Origin of the sequence: [Clostridium] innocuum, from assembly GCA_012317185.1 — a bacterium.
In the GTDB taxonomy this organism is placed as follows: domain Bacteria; phylum Bacillota_I; class Bacilli_A; order Erysipelotrichales; family Erysipelotrichaceae; genus Clostridium_AQ; species Clostridium_AQ innocuum.
The window spans coordinates 1493866-1509592 of the sequence record CP048838.1 but is presented as its reverse complement, the minus strand read 5'-3'; the positions used below and the strand labels follow the sequence as shown (position 1 = coordinate 1509592).

15 protein-coding genes and 1 tRNA gene are annotated in these 15727 nt (G+C 45.0%); 2 read left to right on the top strand and 14 right to left on the bottom strand.

From position 1 onward, the window contains the following. The 11 genes from G4D54_07305 to G4D54_07255 all read right to left on the bottom strand — a co-directional run bounded on the left by G4D54_07305 (position 1) and on the right by G4D54_07255 (position 7027). Positions 1-723, bottom strand: a complete 723-nt coding sequence (locus tag G4D54_07305; GenBank protein QJA02245.1) for an AAA family ATPase — start codon at positions 721-723, stop codon at positions 1-3. 59 nt (positions 724-782) lie between these two features. Then, positions 783-947, bottom strand: coding sequence for a hypothetical protein (locus tag G4D54_07300; protein QJA02244.1), 165 nt, complete (start codon positions 945-947; stop codon positions 783-785). After that, entirely contained in the window at positions 944-1210 is a 267-nt protein-coding gene (locus G4D54_07295; GenBank protein QJA02243.1) for a hypothetical protein, read from the bottom strand. Before G4D54_07295 ends, G4D54_07300 begins: the two co-directional genes overlap by 4 nt. Continuing rightward, positions 1183-1401, bottom strand: coding sequence for a hypothetical protein (locus tag G4D54_07290; GenBank protein QJA02242.1), 219 nt, complete (start codon positions 1399-1401; stop codon positions 1183-1185). Before G4D54_07290 ends, G4D54_07295 begins: the two co-directional genes overlap by 28 nt. Positions 1402-1415: 14 nt before the next feature. After that, on the bottom strand, positions 1416-1907 hold the full coding sequence (locus G4D54_07285; GenBank protein ID QJA02241.1) for a thermonuclease family protein: 492 nt from the start codon (positions 1905-1907) through the stop codon (positions 1416-1418). A 179-nt stretch (positions 1908-2086) separates the two neighbouring features. Continuing rightward, entirely contained in the window at positions 2087-2314 is a 228-nt protein-coding gene (locus G4D54_07280) for a hypothetical protein (GenBank protein QJA02240.1), read from the bottom strand. A gap of 45 nt (positions 2315-2359) precedes the next feature. Then, complete coding sequence (locus tag G4D54_07275) at positions 2360-3037, bottom strand: hypothetical protein (GenBank protein ID QJA02239.1); 678 nt, start codon at positions 3035-3037, stop codon at positions 2360-2362. A 272-nt stretch (positions 3038-3309) separates the two neighbouring features. Then, complete coding sequence (locus tag G4D54_07270; GenBank protein ID QJA02238.1) at positions 3310-4857, bottom strand: hypothetical protein; 1548 nt, start codon at positions 4855-4857, stop codon at positions 3310-3312. Then, positions 4841-5164: a hypothetical protein gene (locus tag G4D54_07265; protein ID QJA02237.1), complete on the bottom strand. Its 324-nt coding sequence runs from the start codon at positions 5162-5164 to the stop codon at positions 4841-4843. The genes G4D54_07270 and G4D54_07265 overlap by 17 nt, the downstream gene beginning before the upstream one ends. 122 nt (positions 5165-5286) lie before the next feature. Further along, positions 5287-5362 (bottom strand) — tRNA-Glu (locus G4D54_07260). 288 nt (positions 5363-5650) lie between these two features. Then, complete coding sequence (locus G4D54_07255; protein QJA02236.1) at positions 5651-7027, bottom strand: neurofilament protein; 1377 nt, start codon at positions 7025-7027, stop codon at positions 5651-5653. 313 nt (positions 7028-7340) lie between these two features. Here G4D54_07255 and G4D54_07250 point away from each other — a divergent pair, with 313 nt between their 5' ends. Continuing rightward, positions 7341-8636 carry a PDZ domain-containing protein gene (locus G4D54_07250; protein ID QJA02235.1) on the top strand — a complete coding sequence of 432 codons (1296 nt, stop codon included), beginning with the start codon at positions 7341-7343 and terminating at the stop codon, positions 8634-8636. 281 nt (positions 8637-8917) lie between these two features. Here the strand turns inward: G4D54_07250 and malQ are convergent, their stop codons facing one another. From malQ to G4D54_07235, 3 genes are all read right to left on the bottom strand, one after another. Further along, positions 8918-10390, bottom strand: a complete 1473-nt coding sequence (malQ, locus tag G4D54_07245) for a 4-alpha-glucanotransferase (GenBank protein ID QJA02234.1) — start codon at positions 10388-10390, stop codon at positions 8918-8920. Between the two features lie 8 nt (positions 10391-10398). Continuing rightward, positions 10399-12657, bottom strand: coding sequence for a glycogen/starch/alpha-glucan phosphorylase (locus G4D54_07240; protein QJA02233.1), 2259 nt, complete (start codon positions 12655-12657; stop codon positions 10399-10401). Between the two features lie 183 nt (positions 12658-12840). Beyond that, entirely contained in the window at positions 12841-13452 is a 612-nt protein-coding gene (locus tag G4D54_07235) for a TetR/AcrR family transcriptional regulator (protein QJA02232.1), read from the bottom strand. A 229-nt stretch (positions 13453-13681) separates the two neighbouring features. Here G4D54_07235 and G4D54_07230 point away from each other — a divergent pair, with 229 nt between their 5' ends. Continuing rightward, complete coding sequence (locus G4D54_07230) at positions 13682-15667, top strand: FAD-dependent oxidoreductase (GenBank protein ID QJA02231.1); 1986 nt, start codon at positions 13682-13684, stop codon at positions 15665-15667. The last annotated feature ends 60 nt before the right edge of the window (positions 15668-15727 follow it).

The window sequence follows — 15727 nt, the reverse complement described above, 5'->3', positions numbered from 1 at the left end:
TCATATCACCTCCAGTAATTCTGCCGTAAGTCTTTCATAGTCTCGGGCGGCTTTCGATGTATACCGATAGCGATAGGAGAGCGGTACCTGACGCTTTCTGGCTCTTCTTACTGCTATGTGATTCTCTCGGATAAAGGTATCAAAACACAAGATTCCGACATCCTTTTTCAAGGCTGTTAATAGATTCTCGGCAAATCTGCTGTCGTCAACCATCGTCGCCAAGACCTTACAGCGGATCGTATCCCCGAACAATGCCATCAATTCCAGGATCGTCGTCATGACTCCTTTCATGGAATCATCTTCCAGCAGAGTAGGGATGATGACTAAGTCACTGATCTTCAGTATCTCTGCGGTGAGCTTATTGAAATAGGGGGATGTATCGATGATGATGTGATCATAATCCTCTCGGACCGGTAATACCTGTTTTATCAAGATATTGTCCTGTACCTCTGTACTTGCAAGATAATCATTCCCTGGCAGGATATCCAAATCTTTGAATCTTGTTTTGTAGATACACTTCCGTACCGGCATCCATTGCAGCATCCCGATGACCGTTCTCTTATATTTTCTGCGTGTAAGACCTTCGGTCGCATTGCACTGTGGGTCTAGATCGATAAGCAGTACCCGCTTACCTTTCAGTGTGAGGTCATATGCTAGATTCTTAGCAGTCGTGGTCTTTCCACTGCCACCTTTTCTATTCGTTATAGCGATGATTTTATTCATTTCTGTTTCTCCTCTTTACGTTTCTGTTTTCGTTTTCGTTGTACCAGTGCGTGGTACCGCTAGACCCGTTTCTCTATTTCTATGAATTGCAGCAGCTTCTTGCTGTTTTTCTTTTTGGAAGGGGTCACCTTACTTTCTTCCACGATGATATAATCCTCCCGGATCTTCTTTAGAAGTTGTGTCCTTTCACTTTCGTGTACGAATTCTAACCGCAGGATCATCATGTCTTATCTCCCGCAAAACGTGGTACGAAGTATCCAAAACCATGTGATGGAAAATCATCCCGGACGATGTGATTCCGGATGCCGCAAACATCATGTACGAAGTTAAAATCATCTGCGGCCAATAAGTCATCCCAACGTACGTGGAACGTCTCATCTGCACTTTCAAGATCCATCATGATACTGAGAAGATCCTCCTCCATCTGTATGATCTGCAAATCCTTTGCACGCTCTATGATCAGCTCATATTGTTTTGTATGTGACATAATTTCATCTCCTCATGGTCTAATACTTCTATTCTTAAATTTATATATCCAAACTTATTCAATGCCTGTTTCACTGGCATATTCAACATCTTTGTGAGTTCCTCGTAAGATATTTCTTCAGTCTCACATTCACAATTTGCATTACGATCAAAATAAATCGTAAACTTATACGTGTGGGTTCTCTTTTTCATTCATAAAATTCTCCTTATTCCTTATCCCATAGACCCAGCTCTCGCTCTTTCGCTTCTTTCTCTGCTTTTTGCAATCTGCCGGTATACGTATACTCATCGTATAGGTACGCTACTTTGGCGTATCCCTTTCGTATGAGCTTTTCCTGCAGTAATTCATCATCTACGAACACCCACGCCAGACACCTTCCGTACTTATCGGTCTTTTCTTTTTCATATTCCAAACGGATCTCTTTTGCGCTGCTAAGGGCATCACATGTATATTGGCTTGCTTCTTTGCCATAGGGTTGTACCGGCGTGTTTGGCTTTTTCGTCTCCGGTGTATCGATGGCTAGGAATCGCACCGTCGTATCTTGCCCATCGATCATGAAATGGGCGGTATCGCCATCCGTACATTTTGTCAGCTTCACGCCTTCCTGTTCCAACGGCTGCAGTTTCTTCAATCCTGGTAATGCGGCTGATAGTATGATTGCCGATACGATGATGATACGTCTGATTTTTTTCATCATTTCCGTTTTTCCTTTCTATTCATGACGCTTTCACCTCTTCCAAGCATCTTGGAAGGTTTCCCACATGAAGTGATAGACGTTATGCAATCCTTTTTGTCGAATCCATTTCTGCATTTCAATATGTTGTGCATATCCGACACAGCCTTGATGTAAGTAGCGCAACATATGAAGTACAGCTGTTATCTTCTGTTTCCGCATAGGCATCTGACGAGGTAGGTCGTTCCGCTTTTTCCTTCCCCAGTATGATCGATCGTGAGGAACTCACAAACGTAACCCTCTTCTCGCAGGAGGGGTAATAATTCATCTCCGAGTTCTTTTGCGATCTTCCTTCCGATGGCACAATTACCGTATCTTTTCAGATGTGATAGTACCCATGCAGGGACACTTCCTGTCTTTGCTTTCTTCATGTCACACTACCTCCTTCTCCTGTTTCATCCAATTCGAACAGTGGCTCACTCATAACAGAAGTTTCCAAGGATCTCACGCAGCATCGCTTCCAGACGATATATATCCCTCGTCATCTTTATCTGCACATAGTCGATACTGTTGTCTTGCTTTGGCAGTTGTTTGAAACATTCTCGCAGGTGATACTGTAATTCCTGTTGATGCTCTTTCGTGTAGCTGCGCAGGCGAGCTTCTACCTCATCCCATGTGATCTTTTCATATGTACAGACACGCTCCAAATCATTACAGCTGTTTCCGTATCCACCGTCAAATTCGACAGTATTATATGTATTGATAAAAAAGTGTACACGCTCATGATCCTGATCTTCCATGATCACGCCATCCTCTGCCATCGTAGCTTTGATCCATGCTTCAAAGTAAAGAGGAACGTGCTGAAAAGCTTCCTGTATGCAGCGCTTCTGTGCATCCGTTTCCGCCTGTTGCAGTGCTTCCGTTTCTGTTAATGAGGTCGTATGATGTAGGTATAACGCCTCATTGCATCGCTGATACCACTGTTGTGCTGCTTCCGTCTCCTCATCTCCTCCACGATGCTCATCGGAAGAAACCAAGTCGTATACGAAGGATTCCAGGAGTTCGGAAACCTTCTGATCGTGCTGTGCTGCAGCTTTTACGAGCTGTTCTGCCTCTGTTGCCGTAAGTCTTAGTTTTATGCTGTATTCTTTCATGTTCTTGTCCTTCTTTCTTTCGTTTTCGTCAGCAAGGGGATGCCCCTCAAAAGGCTATTTAAGAGGAAACTTATGGTTGTCATACTTCTTCGAAAACACCCTTGCACAGATTTTTCAATGCTGCCTATTTTTTTGCAACTCCCTTATCTCTGCACATCTGAGTACATGCGCCACGGCTTGTTTTCAGCCGTTTTAGGAGTTGTTTCTTCGATATAGGTTTAGGCATACCTGCTAAATTAACGTATTTCTATAGCCCTCGTTTCCGCTTGTGTTTAGGTCACGGACACATCCAGATCACGTACTAGGTAATCCAGGGCTGTCTGTGCATACCCCATCCATTTTTCAAGCTGTTGTTGCCTTTGATAGGTGAGCCGTAGTCGATAGTCATCGGTTTCTCTTCTTTCCTTCAGCCTATCCATGTAATCTTTTAATAAGATCTTGAATCTGGAGGGATTCTGCTTGATATGCTGCAGGTCCCTCGTGACTAGAGATCTGTCGACCGCAAGGATATCGGCGATATCTTTGTTCTTCAGATGATGTACGTTCTTCAGTTCACATACTCTCGTTCTCCTTTCCAGGATCTCCTGCTGTTTGGGTGTTAGATTCGTCAGTGTATTCTTGCGTTTCCTTTTGGCATACTCTGATTTCTTCAACCACTTCCGCTTAAGTACTCTTAGCCTTTTTTGCTCAACCACCACGATATTCAGTTTTTCGATGATCTTCGCAATCGAACATTTGTGTCTCCCCGGCGATGGTCTGCAAACAGTTTCCACTTCCTTTTCAGACAAGGGCTGATGCATCTCCTTATTCAGCTCCATAGCAAGGTCGACCGATTCCTTGATCGTATATCCCGACCAGACGGCTCTTTCTCTTACAAGATATAGCAGCAACTCTCGGTATCCTTCATACTGGCAGTTATGATTCCTTAGGATGATCAGCTTTCGCATGTCTTCATAGAAATCTTTAAAATAAGGTTTCCTTGCCGATATGTCCTTTTTCACTTCCTTCTCCGGCTTTTTCTTTTTTTCCTTTTTCAGCCGATGTTGCTTGACCTCCATCACTGACCAGGGGAGCATTTCAATGAAATCCTGGATACGGTAATCCGTATCCTCATACTGCAGGATCCTTACCTGTCTTCCGGATTTACTGTTGATCGTACCGGGTAGTCGTATCACCTGCGTGATGAGCATCGCACCGGCATCGATGCATAATTCTTCAAAACGGATATAGAACGCCTTCATGATGGCTCTGTAGAGACCTTCCATATGGTAGGAACAGTGCTGGAATGCATAGATGACATAAAGACCACGACCGGAATCCATGACAGCAGTCGGAGGGAAGGGAAGCTTGTCCTTAATCTTCTTTTTATAAAATCTTTCAGCTTCCCAGTCCATAAACCTGTCATCCTTGTAATAGTCAAAATCCAATACCATAGCATTGATATGTCTGACATTACTGCCTGCTTTCTTAGGCTTATAAAAGCTATTGAGTGAGTAATAGACATCTTCCGCTTGAGCGCATATCATTTCTTCACATTGGTCCAGAAAGATAGAGGTCTGTAGCATATGATCATACATACATCGTTTTCCTTTATCCATCCGGATATGTTCGCAATCCTTCAGCAAAGCTTTTGCGCCGGCCGGAGTGATATGCAGCTGATTTACAGCCGTTTGCATATCCATACCTTTACATAAAAGAGACATCAGTTCTTCCAATCGTTCATACCTCGATTTTTCTTCCCAAGTGGTGAGGATGGAGGAATAACAGGTATCATCAGCACCGGCATGGATCTTTTTTATCAACTCAAGTCCCGGGACCATTCTTTACCTCCTCTCCATCCCCATCGAACACCCCCTGATCATTCAGAATATCCAATGTGTCGTCAAGCTTACTAATCAATGCTATATTTTCTCTGATGTCCTCAGGTAAGTCATCCCAAACATCATCTTTAGAAGCAAGGAACGCAAACTCAGGGTTTCTGGCAATGGCAAGTAAGATAACACGAACTAATTTTCCATAGGTATTGATATTTACTCGCGTTCTAAGCTCTTCCACTTGCTCCATTTCTTGCGGAGTGAAGTTAGAAACGATTCTTTTATTGCGTATAATGTCCGTTTTATCAGCCATATCCTTACCTCCGAATAACAAAAAAGTGGTACCCGACTATAAACTTTAAGGAAAGATTATAGTCAGATACCACAGATTTATAAAAAAACGAACTATTTGTCATAGTTCGTTAAATTTGTACATGGTGACGCGTACGGGATTCGAACCCGTGAATGCTTGCGTGAAAGGCAAGTGAGTTAACCGTTTCTCCAACGCGCCATACTTCTAACTGCCTGTATAGTATAACAAATAATATTCCCTTACGTCAAGCATTTTCTTCATTTTTTAGAAAAAAAAATATTCCCCATCAGGATTCTCTCAGAAAATCCATGTATAACGTCTCTCATGAGAAACACCCACCAAGTTTATAAATGACCTATTATGTTATCATGTTTTGTAAGCTCCATATCGTAACGTAAATCCTGCAATCACTATCTGCATTGGATTTCAGCAAAGCAGCATAAAGAAAGACCGGTAGATCATACGATTCCCGGTCTTAGCTTTCATTTATTTGTTAATGATATCCATGATGTTCTGGTAGTACGTATAACGTCCGTCAACATACTGCAGGGACTCATAGGCAAGTGCCTTCGCCTTGTTGAAGTCGATGTCTTCATACACAGAAGCAAAACGGTAATAAATATAGTCCTTAATCTGGTTGTCACGCAGGATATAGCCATAGCATTCATCACCATGACCGAAATCACCATGCTTGATGTAAAGGTCTGCAACATCCAGCAGGATATTCAACTGATATTTCTCATACAGATCACTGTACTGGGAAAGCACCGCAAATGCAAAGTCCTCATAGAATTTTACATCATCATACTGCCAGCCTGGTAGAATTGCATATGCAAACTGGAAGAAGTGTGCTACAAACGCATCCACATCCGCACCGATCAAATCACTGACGATCGCTGCATCTGTAATGTTTTTGCGCTGCCCGATCATCAGCAGCTTCTCACACACCTTGAACTCCTTCAGGTATTCCGCAGCATTTGCTTCCGCATCTGCTGTCATCTCAGCCTTCAGACATGCCGTGATATCCTTTTTCAGTTCTTTATAATCCATAGCCTTTACATCCATGGTATCCGCTACCTTTTCCAGAACGACAGAAATCAAATCCGTATCAAAGCCGTCCTTATCATATGTGAAACCCTTTTCCAAAAGAGCATTTCCATCAATGATGTTTTTCGCAATTTGTTTACTGTCTGCCTCATCAAGCAGGAATCTTGTATAGTCCTCGTATACATGCTGCACACCCATTGCCTGTGCCTTTTGAATTGCTTCATCCAGGGACAGTGCTGCATAAGCCTCCAGCTTTTCCTTATCTGCCTTTTTCGGTGCTGCTTTTTTCGCTGCTGCCTTTTTTGCCGCAGGCTTCTTCTCTGCCTTTTTTTCCTCAGTCTTCTTCACAGCCTTTTTCGCTGTCGGCTCTGCTTTTTTCGCTGCTGCTGTTTTCTTTGCAGCTTTCTTTACCGGTTTATCCTCTGCCTTTACTGCTTCCTCTTTGCTTTCTTCTTTTTTCGTTGTTTTCTTTGCCGCAGTTTTTTTCGCTGCCGGCTTTTTCTTAGTCTCCGCTTTTGCTTCTGTCGGCTTCTTTACCCCTGTAGTTTTCGCTGCACTTGTTTCCAGCTTCACGGTATCCTTTGTTTCGATTTTCTCTGGTGCAGGTGCTGTAGTCAGCTTTTCTGCTTCCTTCGCAGTCGTGATTTTTTCAATCTTTTTCGTTGTTAGTTTTTCCGGTTCCTTCTCTGCTGTTATTTTCTTCGCTTCCGGTTCCGCTGTCAGCTTCAGCTGTTCCTGTGCTGTCTTTGATTCTGTCTTAGCTGCAGCCTTGGCTGTTTTCTTTGTTAATGTTTTCTTTTTTGTAGTTTTAGCCATGTGTTTTTACCCTCCGACATTTTCACTTTTCTTATCTTATGTTAATCGCATAATACAGACGATATTCATTTCTTTTCAGAAAATCCCTTTTCATTATAGCACAACATGTCTGTATGGTTAAGGAAGTTTCCGTGTTTTTCTTTGTAAAATCTTTTATTTTCGATTTTTTCCGGCATGTTTTCACACATTCCATCCAGAATTCATAAGAATTTCACACATTTACTATATTTTTCTGAGATAATGTTTTTGTAAAATAAGACTCGTAAAATGACTATGTCACTTGTAGTCTTATGCATAAAAGGAGGACACACATATGGAAGACTTTGAAGTATATGAAGAACATAATGAGGAAGATGTTAAACAAAATTCGTTCAATGAAAAATCAGAAAACACGGAAATGAACATGGATGATGCAGCTGCAGGGGCACCTTTGCAGAAGGAAAAAAAGCCATCGTTTATGAAGCGTCACAAAAATGCCTGCATCATCAGCGGATGTCTGCTGATTTCCATCGGAGGCGGATTTGGAGGAGCAACACTGGCATATCAGCTGAGCAAATCGAATGGAAACGGAACCGTGCTTTATCAGGCAGTTGAGAAAACGAATTCTTCCAAAAGCAATACAGCAAACGCGACCAGTATGTCAGTCAAGGATATCGCGAATGAGGCCATGGAAAGCGTTGTGGAGATAAAAACAGAATCAGTTTCCACGAATGAGTTTTTCCAACAGGCAGTTCAGTCAGGTGCCGGCAGTGGTGTCATTCTTAGCAAGGATGGATACATCGTGACAAACAATCATGTAATTGACGGTGCAAGCAAAATCAAGGTAACAACCAAGGATGGAAAGTCTTACGATGCCAAACTGATAGGCAATGATTCCTCCACCGATCTGGCTGTTATAAAGGTCGAGGCAAGCAACCTAAAGCCTGCTGTACTGGGCAACAGCTCCAAGCTGGAAGTAGGGGATACCGCAGTTGCGATTGGAAACCCACTTGGTGAACTTGGCGGTACCGTGACAAGCGGCATCATTTCCGCACTGGATCGGGAAGTGACGATAGATAATCAGACAATGCATCTTCTACAGACAAATGCTGCTATCAACCCGGGAAATTCCGGTGGCGGTTTGTTCAATGATCAGGGTGAACTGATCGGTATTGTTAATGCCAAATCCAGTGGTTCCAATATCGAAGGTCTTGGTTTTGCAATTCCTATCGACCGTGCAAAGGATGTTATCACAAATCTAATTGAAAACGGTTATGTAAAGGGACGCGCATCTCTGGGAGTTACACTGACCCTGGGTACCAGCAACAATCCATTCAGCTCCGATACCAGCACACAGGTCTATATCGCAAGTGTCGTGGAAGGTAAGGCAGCTGATAAAGCAGGACTGCAGGCCGGCGATCAGATTTTAAAAGTAGATGACAAGGATGTAGAAAGTATTTCCGATGTTAAAACCGTGGTAAATTCCCACAAGGCTGGAGAAACTATGAAAATTACCGTCCTGCGGGATCGTTCCACTAAGACCTTTACAGTCACACTTGGAGAAGCTGACAATACCACTTCCTCCTCGGATGAGGGCACTTCCCGGCAGACGCCAAACCAGAATCGCTGATACTTATCAGCTCGTATATTTTTCCTAACGCAGCAATAAAACAAAAAGCTTTTTCATCCATGAAATCTAAAATGTATGAAAAAGCTTTTTATGCTGTATCGTTTTTGGTTCCTGATCTACAGCCTGGTAAAAGGAATTCAGTATGTATGTAAAACGAATTGAAAACAGAAAAACAGTGAAGATATCTATAATCATAACGAAAAGGGCAATCCGGTTCTATCCATACGACAGACAGGATACCCTTTTTTCAGCTTCCATGTTCAATATATTGATTATCTCAATCAGCTGCGCCCGCCTGCTTGCATCCATTCTCCCAGCTTTGGCAGCAGTGCATAAAATTCCTTGAGGTTTTTCACCTTCCACTCCCAGTTCGGACTGCCGATCGTTCCCGGTGTATTGAGGCGCCCCTCACTTTTCAAGCCAAGGATATCACTCATTGGCAGGATGACCACATCGGCGGCACTATCCAGACAATAACGAATCACCAGTTCGTGAAACATTCGGTTATCATAGCCGCAGTTATGGAAAAATCTGCGCAGGGCGATACGCCGATTCTGTGTCAATAGCTGATAAAAGCCCTCCAGTGTATCATTATCATGCGTTCCCGTATATAAAACGATATGCTCTTTCCGCGGCTTCTTCAAAAGCTTAGGCTGCAGCTCAAAGGATATGACATTCATGCCCATCAGGTTGTAATGATCACGCAGCTTGCCAACCTGTCTGCGCAGATCGCCCAAATCCTCTGCAATCAGACGGATATCCGGGAATCGGCGGAACACCTCATCAAAAAACTCATAGGATGGTCCCATGATCCATTCTCCATCCTTTGCAGTCGGACAGGATGCCGGTATTTTCCAATAGGTATCAAAGGCACGGAAATGATCCAGACGGATGATATCATACTGCTGCTGATTCCAGGCGAGCCGTTCCATCCAGAAATCATAGTGATCCTTTTTCATCTGCTTCCAGTTATAGATTGGATTTCCCCAGCGTTGTCCGTCGTCACTGAAATAATCCGGCGGTACTCCTGCGATATGACTTGGATTTCCCTGCGGATCCAGCAGGAAATCCTCCTGATTCTGCCAGACATCCGCACTGTCCAGTCCGACATAAAACGGAAGATCGCCCATGATTTCCACACCATGTGCGTTCGCATATGCTTTTACCTGATTCCACTGCTTATAGAAGATGAACTGCAGAAACTGTTCATAACGGATTTCCTCTTCAAACTCCTTCAACGAAAAGCGGCGGTTGCGAATCCATTCACGCTGCTCCTTTGGCCACTGTGTCCAGCTTGCCATCTGATTATGCTTTTTCAGCGTTATGAAAACAGCGTATGGATACAGCCATGGAGCAGTGGAACAAAACAGCTGGTATTCCTGAGCAAAGGTATCCTGCATCTTCAAAAAGGTCTTGTATGCCTTTTTCAGATACGGTGCCTTGAAAGCACGAACCCCGTCATAATCCACCTTTTCTGAAAATTTATTATAATTGCGGATAGAGCTTTGCTTAAGCAGTCCGTAATCTGCCAGTGTATCCACACTGATGTAGATTTCATCCCCTGCGTACGATGAAAACGGCTGGTAGGGCGAATTCCCATAGCCTACAGGGTTCAGGGGCAAAATCTGCCAGATGCGGATATGCTGTTTACTGATGGCATCTATGAGCCGATAGGTGTGTTTGCCGAAATCACCGATTCCCTGATTTCCAGGCAATGACGAAATAGGCATTAAAATTCCAGTTTGTCTCTCCATAATTCCTCCTATCCTAAGTTCCAGATGTCACGGTCATAATCCTCAATCGTACGTTTGCTGGAGAAGAAGGAGCTGCATGCGATATTGTGCAGCATTTTCCGTCCCCAAAGCTTGCGGTTCTCATAATCCTTCAGCATCTGTTCCTTACATGCTATATACTCTCTGGTATCCAGCAGCGTCATGAACCAGTCCTTGTTCAGCAGCTCCTGATAAAAGCGATGCAGCGATTTTCGATCTCCTGTCGCAAGCATTTCCTCACCGATCAGATAATCCACCAGCTCCTGCAGCAGAGCATCCTGTTCATAATAATCCCGTGAACAGTAATCTGCCTTTTCATAATGCGCAATGACCTCTTCACTGCTTTTTCCAAAGATATAAATATTGTCTTCCTCAACCAGATCGGCAATCTCCACATTGGCACCGTCCCGAGTTCCCAGCGTCAGCGCACCGTTCAGCATAAACTTCATGTTTCCTGTCCCGCTGGCTTCCTTGCTTGCCAGTGAGATCTGCTCGGATATGTCGCTTGCCGGAATGATCAGCTCCGCTTCGCTCACATTGTAATTTTCAATGAAGCAGACCTGCAGATACGGAGATACCCTGGCATCGTGTTCAATGATATCCTGCAGACAGAGCAGCACATGAATGATATCCTTGGCAATCGTATATGCAGGTGCCGCCTTGGCTCCGAAAATACAGGTGATCGGCCGCTTTGGCAGATTTCCTTTGCGAATTTCCTTCAGTTTATAAATAATCCACAGCGCATTCATCTGCTGGCGCTTGTATTCATGCAGCCGTTTGACCTGCGTATCGAAGATACTGTTGGGATTGATTGCCACCCTCTGCTTGTTGCGGATATGTGTACACCATTCCCGTTTCTTTTCCTGTTTAATGGCCTGCAGATGTGCAATGACATCCGCATCCTGTGCATAGGCATGCAGCTCTGCAAGGCGCTCATCCTGCCAGGAATCCATATGCAGCAGCTCCATCAGATACGTATACAGCTGTGTATTGCAGGCATGCAGCCAGCGGGTAAAGGTGATACCATTGGTTTTATTTTTAAATTTTTTAGGATACAGCTCATAAAAGGCATGCAGCTCGCTTTGCTTCAGTATCTCTGTGTGCAAAGCCGCAACCCCGTTGACGCTTTTTCCAAAATGTATATCCATATGTGCCATATGCATGCGATTGTCCGCATCGATCAATGCCACACCAGCTGCACTGCAGCGCTGATCTGCTGCGGTATCCAGTGCCTGCAGAATGCCGCACAAATGCGGAACTACGGTTTCCAGATAGGACATCGGCCAGGTTTCCAGAGCCTCTGCCAGAATCGTATGATTGGTGTATGCACACGTTTTTTCAACAATGCGCACCGCCTCCTTCATACGAATTCCCTCCTGCATCAGCTGATATATCAGCTCCGGTATGATCAGAGATGGATGGGTATCATTGATTTGAATCACGGCATGCTCATACAGTCTGTGCAGATCATGCCCTAGCTGCTTCTGTTCCTCCAGAATCATATGCGCACCGCAGGCTACCATGAAATACTGCTGGTAAATGCGAAGCAGTCTGCCCTGCTCATCACTGTCATCCGGATACAGAAACAGCGTCAGATTCCGTCGGATATCCGTTTTATCGAACTGAATGCCCTCTTTAACGATGCCCTCCTCAACACTTTCCACATCAAACAGATGCAGACGGTTCTTTTTCCCGTCAAAGCCGATAACATCCATATCGTAGCGCACCGGCTGCAGGGTACAGCGTGGAAGCTTAACCTGAAAATCAACCGGCACCCTATCAAACCAGCTGACCGTGTCGATCCATGCGTTTGGCAGCTCTGTCTGCTTATGATTTAGAAAGCGCTGTTCAAACAGGCCGAAGTGATAATACAGACCGATCCCGTCCCCGCACAGATTCAGCTCTGCAATGGAATCCAGAAAGCATGCGGCCAGTCTTCCAAGACCGCCGTTACCAAGACTTGGCTCCTGCTCAATATCCTGTATTTCCTTCCATGTCCAGCCATATTCCCCGACAAGAGTCTTTACATCCTCCAGAGCATGCAGATGAATCAGATTGCTTGTCAGCATTTTTCCCAGCAAAAACTCTGCGGAGATATAGTACAGCTTCCGCTTTGATACAACAGGCTCCAGCTTTGCCATCTGCTTGCGCACCGCACGGTTGATTGCCTTGTAAAGTGTCCCGGCAGTTGGCTTGCATCCCGCTGCATTTCGTATATCCTGAATCAGTTCCTGTCTCATGAACGTCATAAATTGCCTCCTTTACACAAATATGTAAGCGTTTATCATTTATCAATATTTTAACACAAATCACTAAGGAATACGTGAAGAATTTAAAAAAAGTACAGTTTTTTCAAATTTCTGTACTTTTTATTCATTTTTCTGTGAATTTCGTGCTATCCGCATTGTATGTATACCTGTTTTGTATGATAATCACAAAGAAATGGACGGATTCGCAATATATGCCTGCAAATATCCCTCTGCCATATGATAGATATAGTCCCGCACATTGATTTCTCCGTTTCGGATACACCAGTAATAGATTACCCCCCTGCTCATAATCAGCAGATCCTCCAAAAGCTTTTCGATATCCGTATCCGTTTTCAGACAGCACTCCCTCACCGCACGCTGCAAAAGACAGCGCAGACCGTCGGGCAGACCGCGTGCATTGGACGCAAAAAAGGTATTTCCATTGTCGATTTGCGCCTTGTACACATTTTTGATACTGTCAATCCCCATCGTTTCCGCATAGCCGCATTGCTCACACAGGTACTGCAAAATCGCTTCCAGCGGCGGCAGCTGCCTGCAGACAGGCAGAATATCGTTCACGAAGACATCATCCACATCGCGGTACAGCTCCACAATGATGTCGGATTTCGTTTTAAAATGATGATAGAAGGCACCCACGGATATGTCCGCTTCCCTGCAGATCATGGATATGCTGAGCTCATCAAAGGTATGCTCACGCAGCAGTCCGGTGCATACAGTAAGTATATTGGAGCGCGTCTGCAATGCCTGTTCCTTCCGCGTTTGTTTTTTTTCCATCCAACTGACCTCCTGTGGGTAAAGCAAGATTCTGAAATTGCCTAATGACGATTCGCCTCAAAAGCTTTCTCCGGTATCCTCTTCACCCGATTTCCAGTTGATTATATCATACCTGACACAGACATACAAATCCTTTCAGCGAATGTATTCGGTAAGTGTTGACAACGCTTACATTGCCTGTTAGAATGAAACTAGATATTGACCGAACGTATTCGGTAAGGAGGACTTTATGACACATCATCGAGAGTTGTTTCAACCAACAGGCATTGGCTCCTGTACATTGAAAAACAGGATTTCCATGGCACCCATGGGGCCGGTCGGGTATGCGGATTCCTTCGGCGGCTTCAACCAGCGCCTGCAGGATTATTACGTAGAGCGCGCAAAAAACAACGTTGGTTTGATCATCACGGGTATCTGCTCCGTCGATATGAGTATCGAGGGCATCCCCGCAAACGGTCTGCCATGCCCGACAAGCAATCCGCTTGCTTTCATTCACAGTACCTATAGCATGAATGACCGCATTCATGCATACGGCTCCAAGATTTTTCTTCAGCTGACCGGCGGTCTGGGACGCAGTGCCCTGCCCGGCTTTACGGCAAAGCATATCGCTCCAAGTGAAAACACCAACCGCTTTGATCCGCGTATCACACATCGTGAAATGACCAAAGAGGAAATCATGAATCTGATCAGGCGCTTCATCGAATCTGCGGCGATTGCGAAAAAGTCAGGCTTTGACGGTGTGGAAATCCATGCGGTGCATGAAGGCTACCTGCTGGATCAGTTCGCCATTGCTTTATTTAATAAACGCAGCGATGAATTCGGCGGCTCTCTGGAAAACCGTCTGCGTGTTGCCACAGAGATTGTCAGGGGAATCAAAAAGGTCTGCGGACCTGACTTTCCTGTATCGCTGCGCTACAGTCTGAAAAGCTGTATGAAGGGTCTTCGGCAGGGAGGTCTGCCGCAGGAGGAATACACGGAGGTCGGAAAGGATATCGAGGAAGGCATTGCAGCTGCGAAGATCCTGGTTAATGCCGGCTATGATGCATTGAATGTGGATGCTGGAACCTATGATTCCTGGTACTGGAATCACCCACCGATGTATTTTGAAGACGGCATGTACCGCGAATTCGGAAGAATTCTGAAAAAAGAGGTCGACGTACCGATTATCTTAGCCGGGCGGATGGATGATCCGGATATGGCAGTGGAGGCATTGAAGGATTGCTGTGATATTATCAGCTACGGACGTCCGCTGCTGGCGGATGCGGAGTTCGCAGAAAAGGTCAGAACGGGAAGAACGGATGAAATCCGGCCATGTCTGGGCTGTCATGAGGGCTGTCTGGGAAGAATTGCCAATGGTCCGATTTGCTGTGCAGTAAATCCGGCGTGCGGACGTGAGGAAATTTACGGCATTACTGCAGCCTGTACAAAGAAAACCGTACTCGTTATCGGCGGCGGTGTTGCAGGACTGGAAACAGCACGGGTGTGTTCACTCAGAGGTCATTCTGTCATTCTGTGTGAAAAAAGCGATCAGCTGGGAGGTAACCTGATTCCCGGCGGTGTTCCGCATTTTAAACGCTATGACCGCAAGCTGATTTCCTATTACAAGCGTCAGCTGGAGCTGCTGAAGGTTGATGTCCGCTATCATCATGAGGTTACTCCAGATACAATCGACAGTTATCATGCGGATGTCATCGTATGTGCCAGCGGTTCAACACCGAGACATATGGAGGTTGAAGGACCTCTGCCAGTTGCGAGCGCGGACGAGGTGCTGCTGGGACAGAAAAACATCAGTGGCAATGTTGTCATCATCGGCGGCGGACTTGTCGGCTGTGAAACAGGAATCTGGCTGGCACAGCAGGGCAGCCATGTCACAGTTGTGGAAATAGCGGACGAAATTCTGGGAGGAGCCGGTGCTCTGCCGCATATGAATCATTTCATGCTGGAGGATCTGATTACCTACCACAGGATCGATGTGCACACCAAATCCAGCGTAGTGAAATCTAGCGATGAGGGTGTTGTCATTTCTACGCCACAGGGTGAAAAGCTGCTGCCTGCGGACGGCATCATCACCTCTATCGGCTATATCGCAAACAACAGGATTTATGAGGAACTGAAGGATATGGATATCCAGGTATACAATATCGGAGATTCCAACCGGGTACATAATATCATGTATGCGATCTGGGATGCCTATGAGCTTGCAAGAAATATCTGATACAGTACAAAGAAAAACGGGTCAGTGCGACCCGTTTTTGCTGTTTTTTCTTCAGGACCC

Excerpts from the sequence above, each read along its gene's own strand:
- G4D54_07305 (QJA02245.1), bottom strand. The coding sequence starts at position 723 with ATGAATAAAATCATCGCTATAACGAATAGAAAAGGTGGCAGTGGAAAG.
- G4D54_07300 (QJA02244.1), bottom strand. The coding sequence starts at position 947 with ATGATGATCCTGCGGTTAGAATTCGTACACGAAAGTGAAAGGACACAA.
- G4D54_07295 (QJA02243.1), bottom strand. The coding sequence starts at position 1,210 with ATGTCACATACAAAACAATATGAGCTGATCATAGAGCGTGCAAAGGAT.
- G4D54_07290 (QJA02242.1), bottom strand. The coding sequence starts at position 1,401 with ATGAAAAAGAGAACCCACACGTATAAGTTTACGATTTATTTTGATCGT.
- G4D54_07285 (QJA02241.1), bottom strand. The coding sequence starts at position 1,907 with ATGATGAAAAAAATCAGACGTATCATCATCGTATCGGCAATCATACTA.
- G4D54_07280 (QJA02240.1), bottom strand. The coding sequence starts at position 2,314 with ATGAAGAAAGCAAAGACAGGAAGTGTCCCTGCATGGGTACTATCACAT.
- G4D54_07275 (QJA02239.1), bottom strand. The coding sequence starts at position 3,037 with ATGAAAGAATACAGCATAAAACTAAGACTTACGGCAACAGAGGCAGAA.
- G4D54_07270 (QJA02238.1), bottom strand. The coding sequence starts at position 4,857 with ATGGTCCCGGGACTTGAGTTGATAAAAAAGATCCATGCCGGTGCTGAT.
- G4D54_07265 (QJA02237.1), bottom strand. The coding sequence starts at position 5,164 with ATGGCTGATAAAACGGACATTATACGCAATAAAAGAATCGTTTCTAAC.
- G4D54_07255 (QJA02236.1), bottom strand. The coding sequence starts at position 7,027 with ATGGCTAAAACTACAAAAAAGAAAACATTAACAAAGAAAACAGCCAAG.
- G4D54_07250 (QJA02235.1), top strand. The coding sequence starts at position 7,341 with ATGGAAGACTTTGAAGTATATGAAGAACATAATGAGGAAGATGTTAAA.
- malQ (QJA02234.1), bottom strand. The coding sequence starts at position 10,390 with ATGGAGAGACAAACTGGAATTTTAATGCCTATTTCGTCATTGCCTGGA.
- G4D54_07240 (QJA02233.1), bottom strand. The coding sequence starts at position 12,657 with ATGACGTTCATGAGACAGGAACTGATTCAGGATATACGAAATGCAGCG.
- G4D54_07235 (QJA02232.1), bottom strand. The coding sequence starts at position 13,452 with ATGGAAAAAAAACAAACGCGGAAGGAACAGGCATTGCAGACGCGCTCC.
- G4D54_07230 (QJA02231.1), top strand. The coding sequence starts at position 13,682 with ATGACACATCATCGAGAGTTGTTTCAACCAACAGGCATTGGCTCCTGT.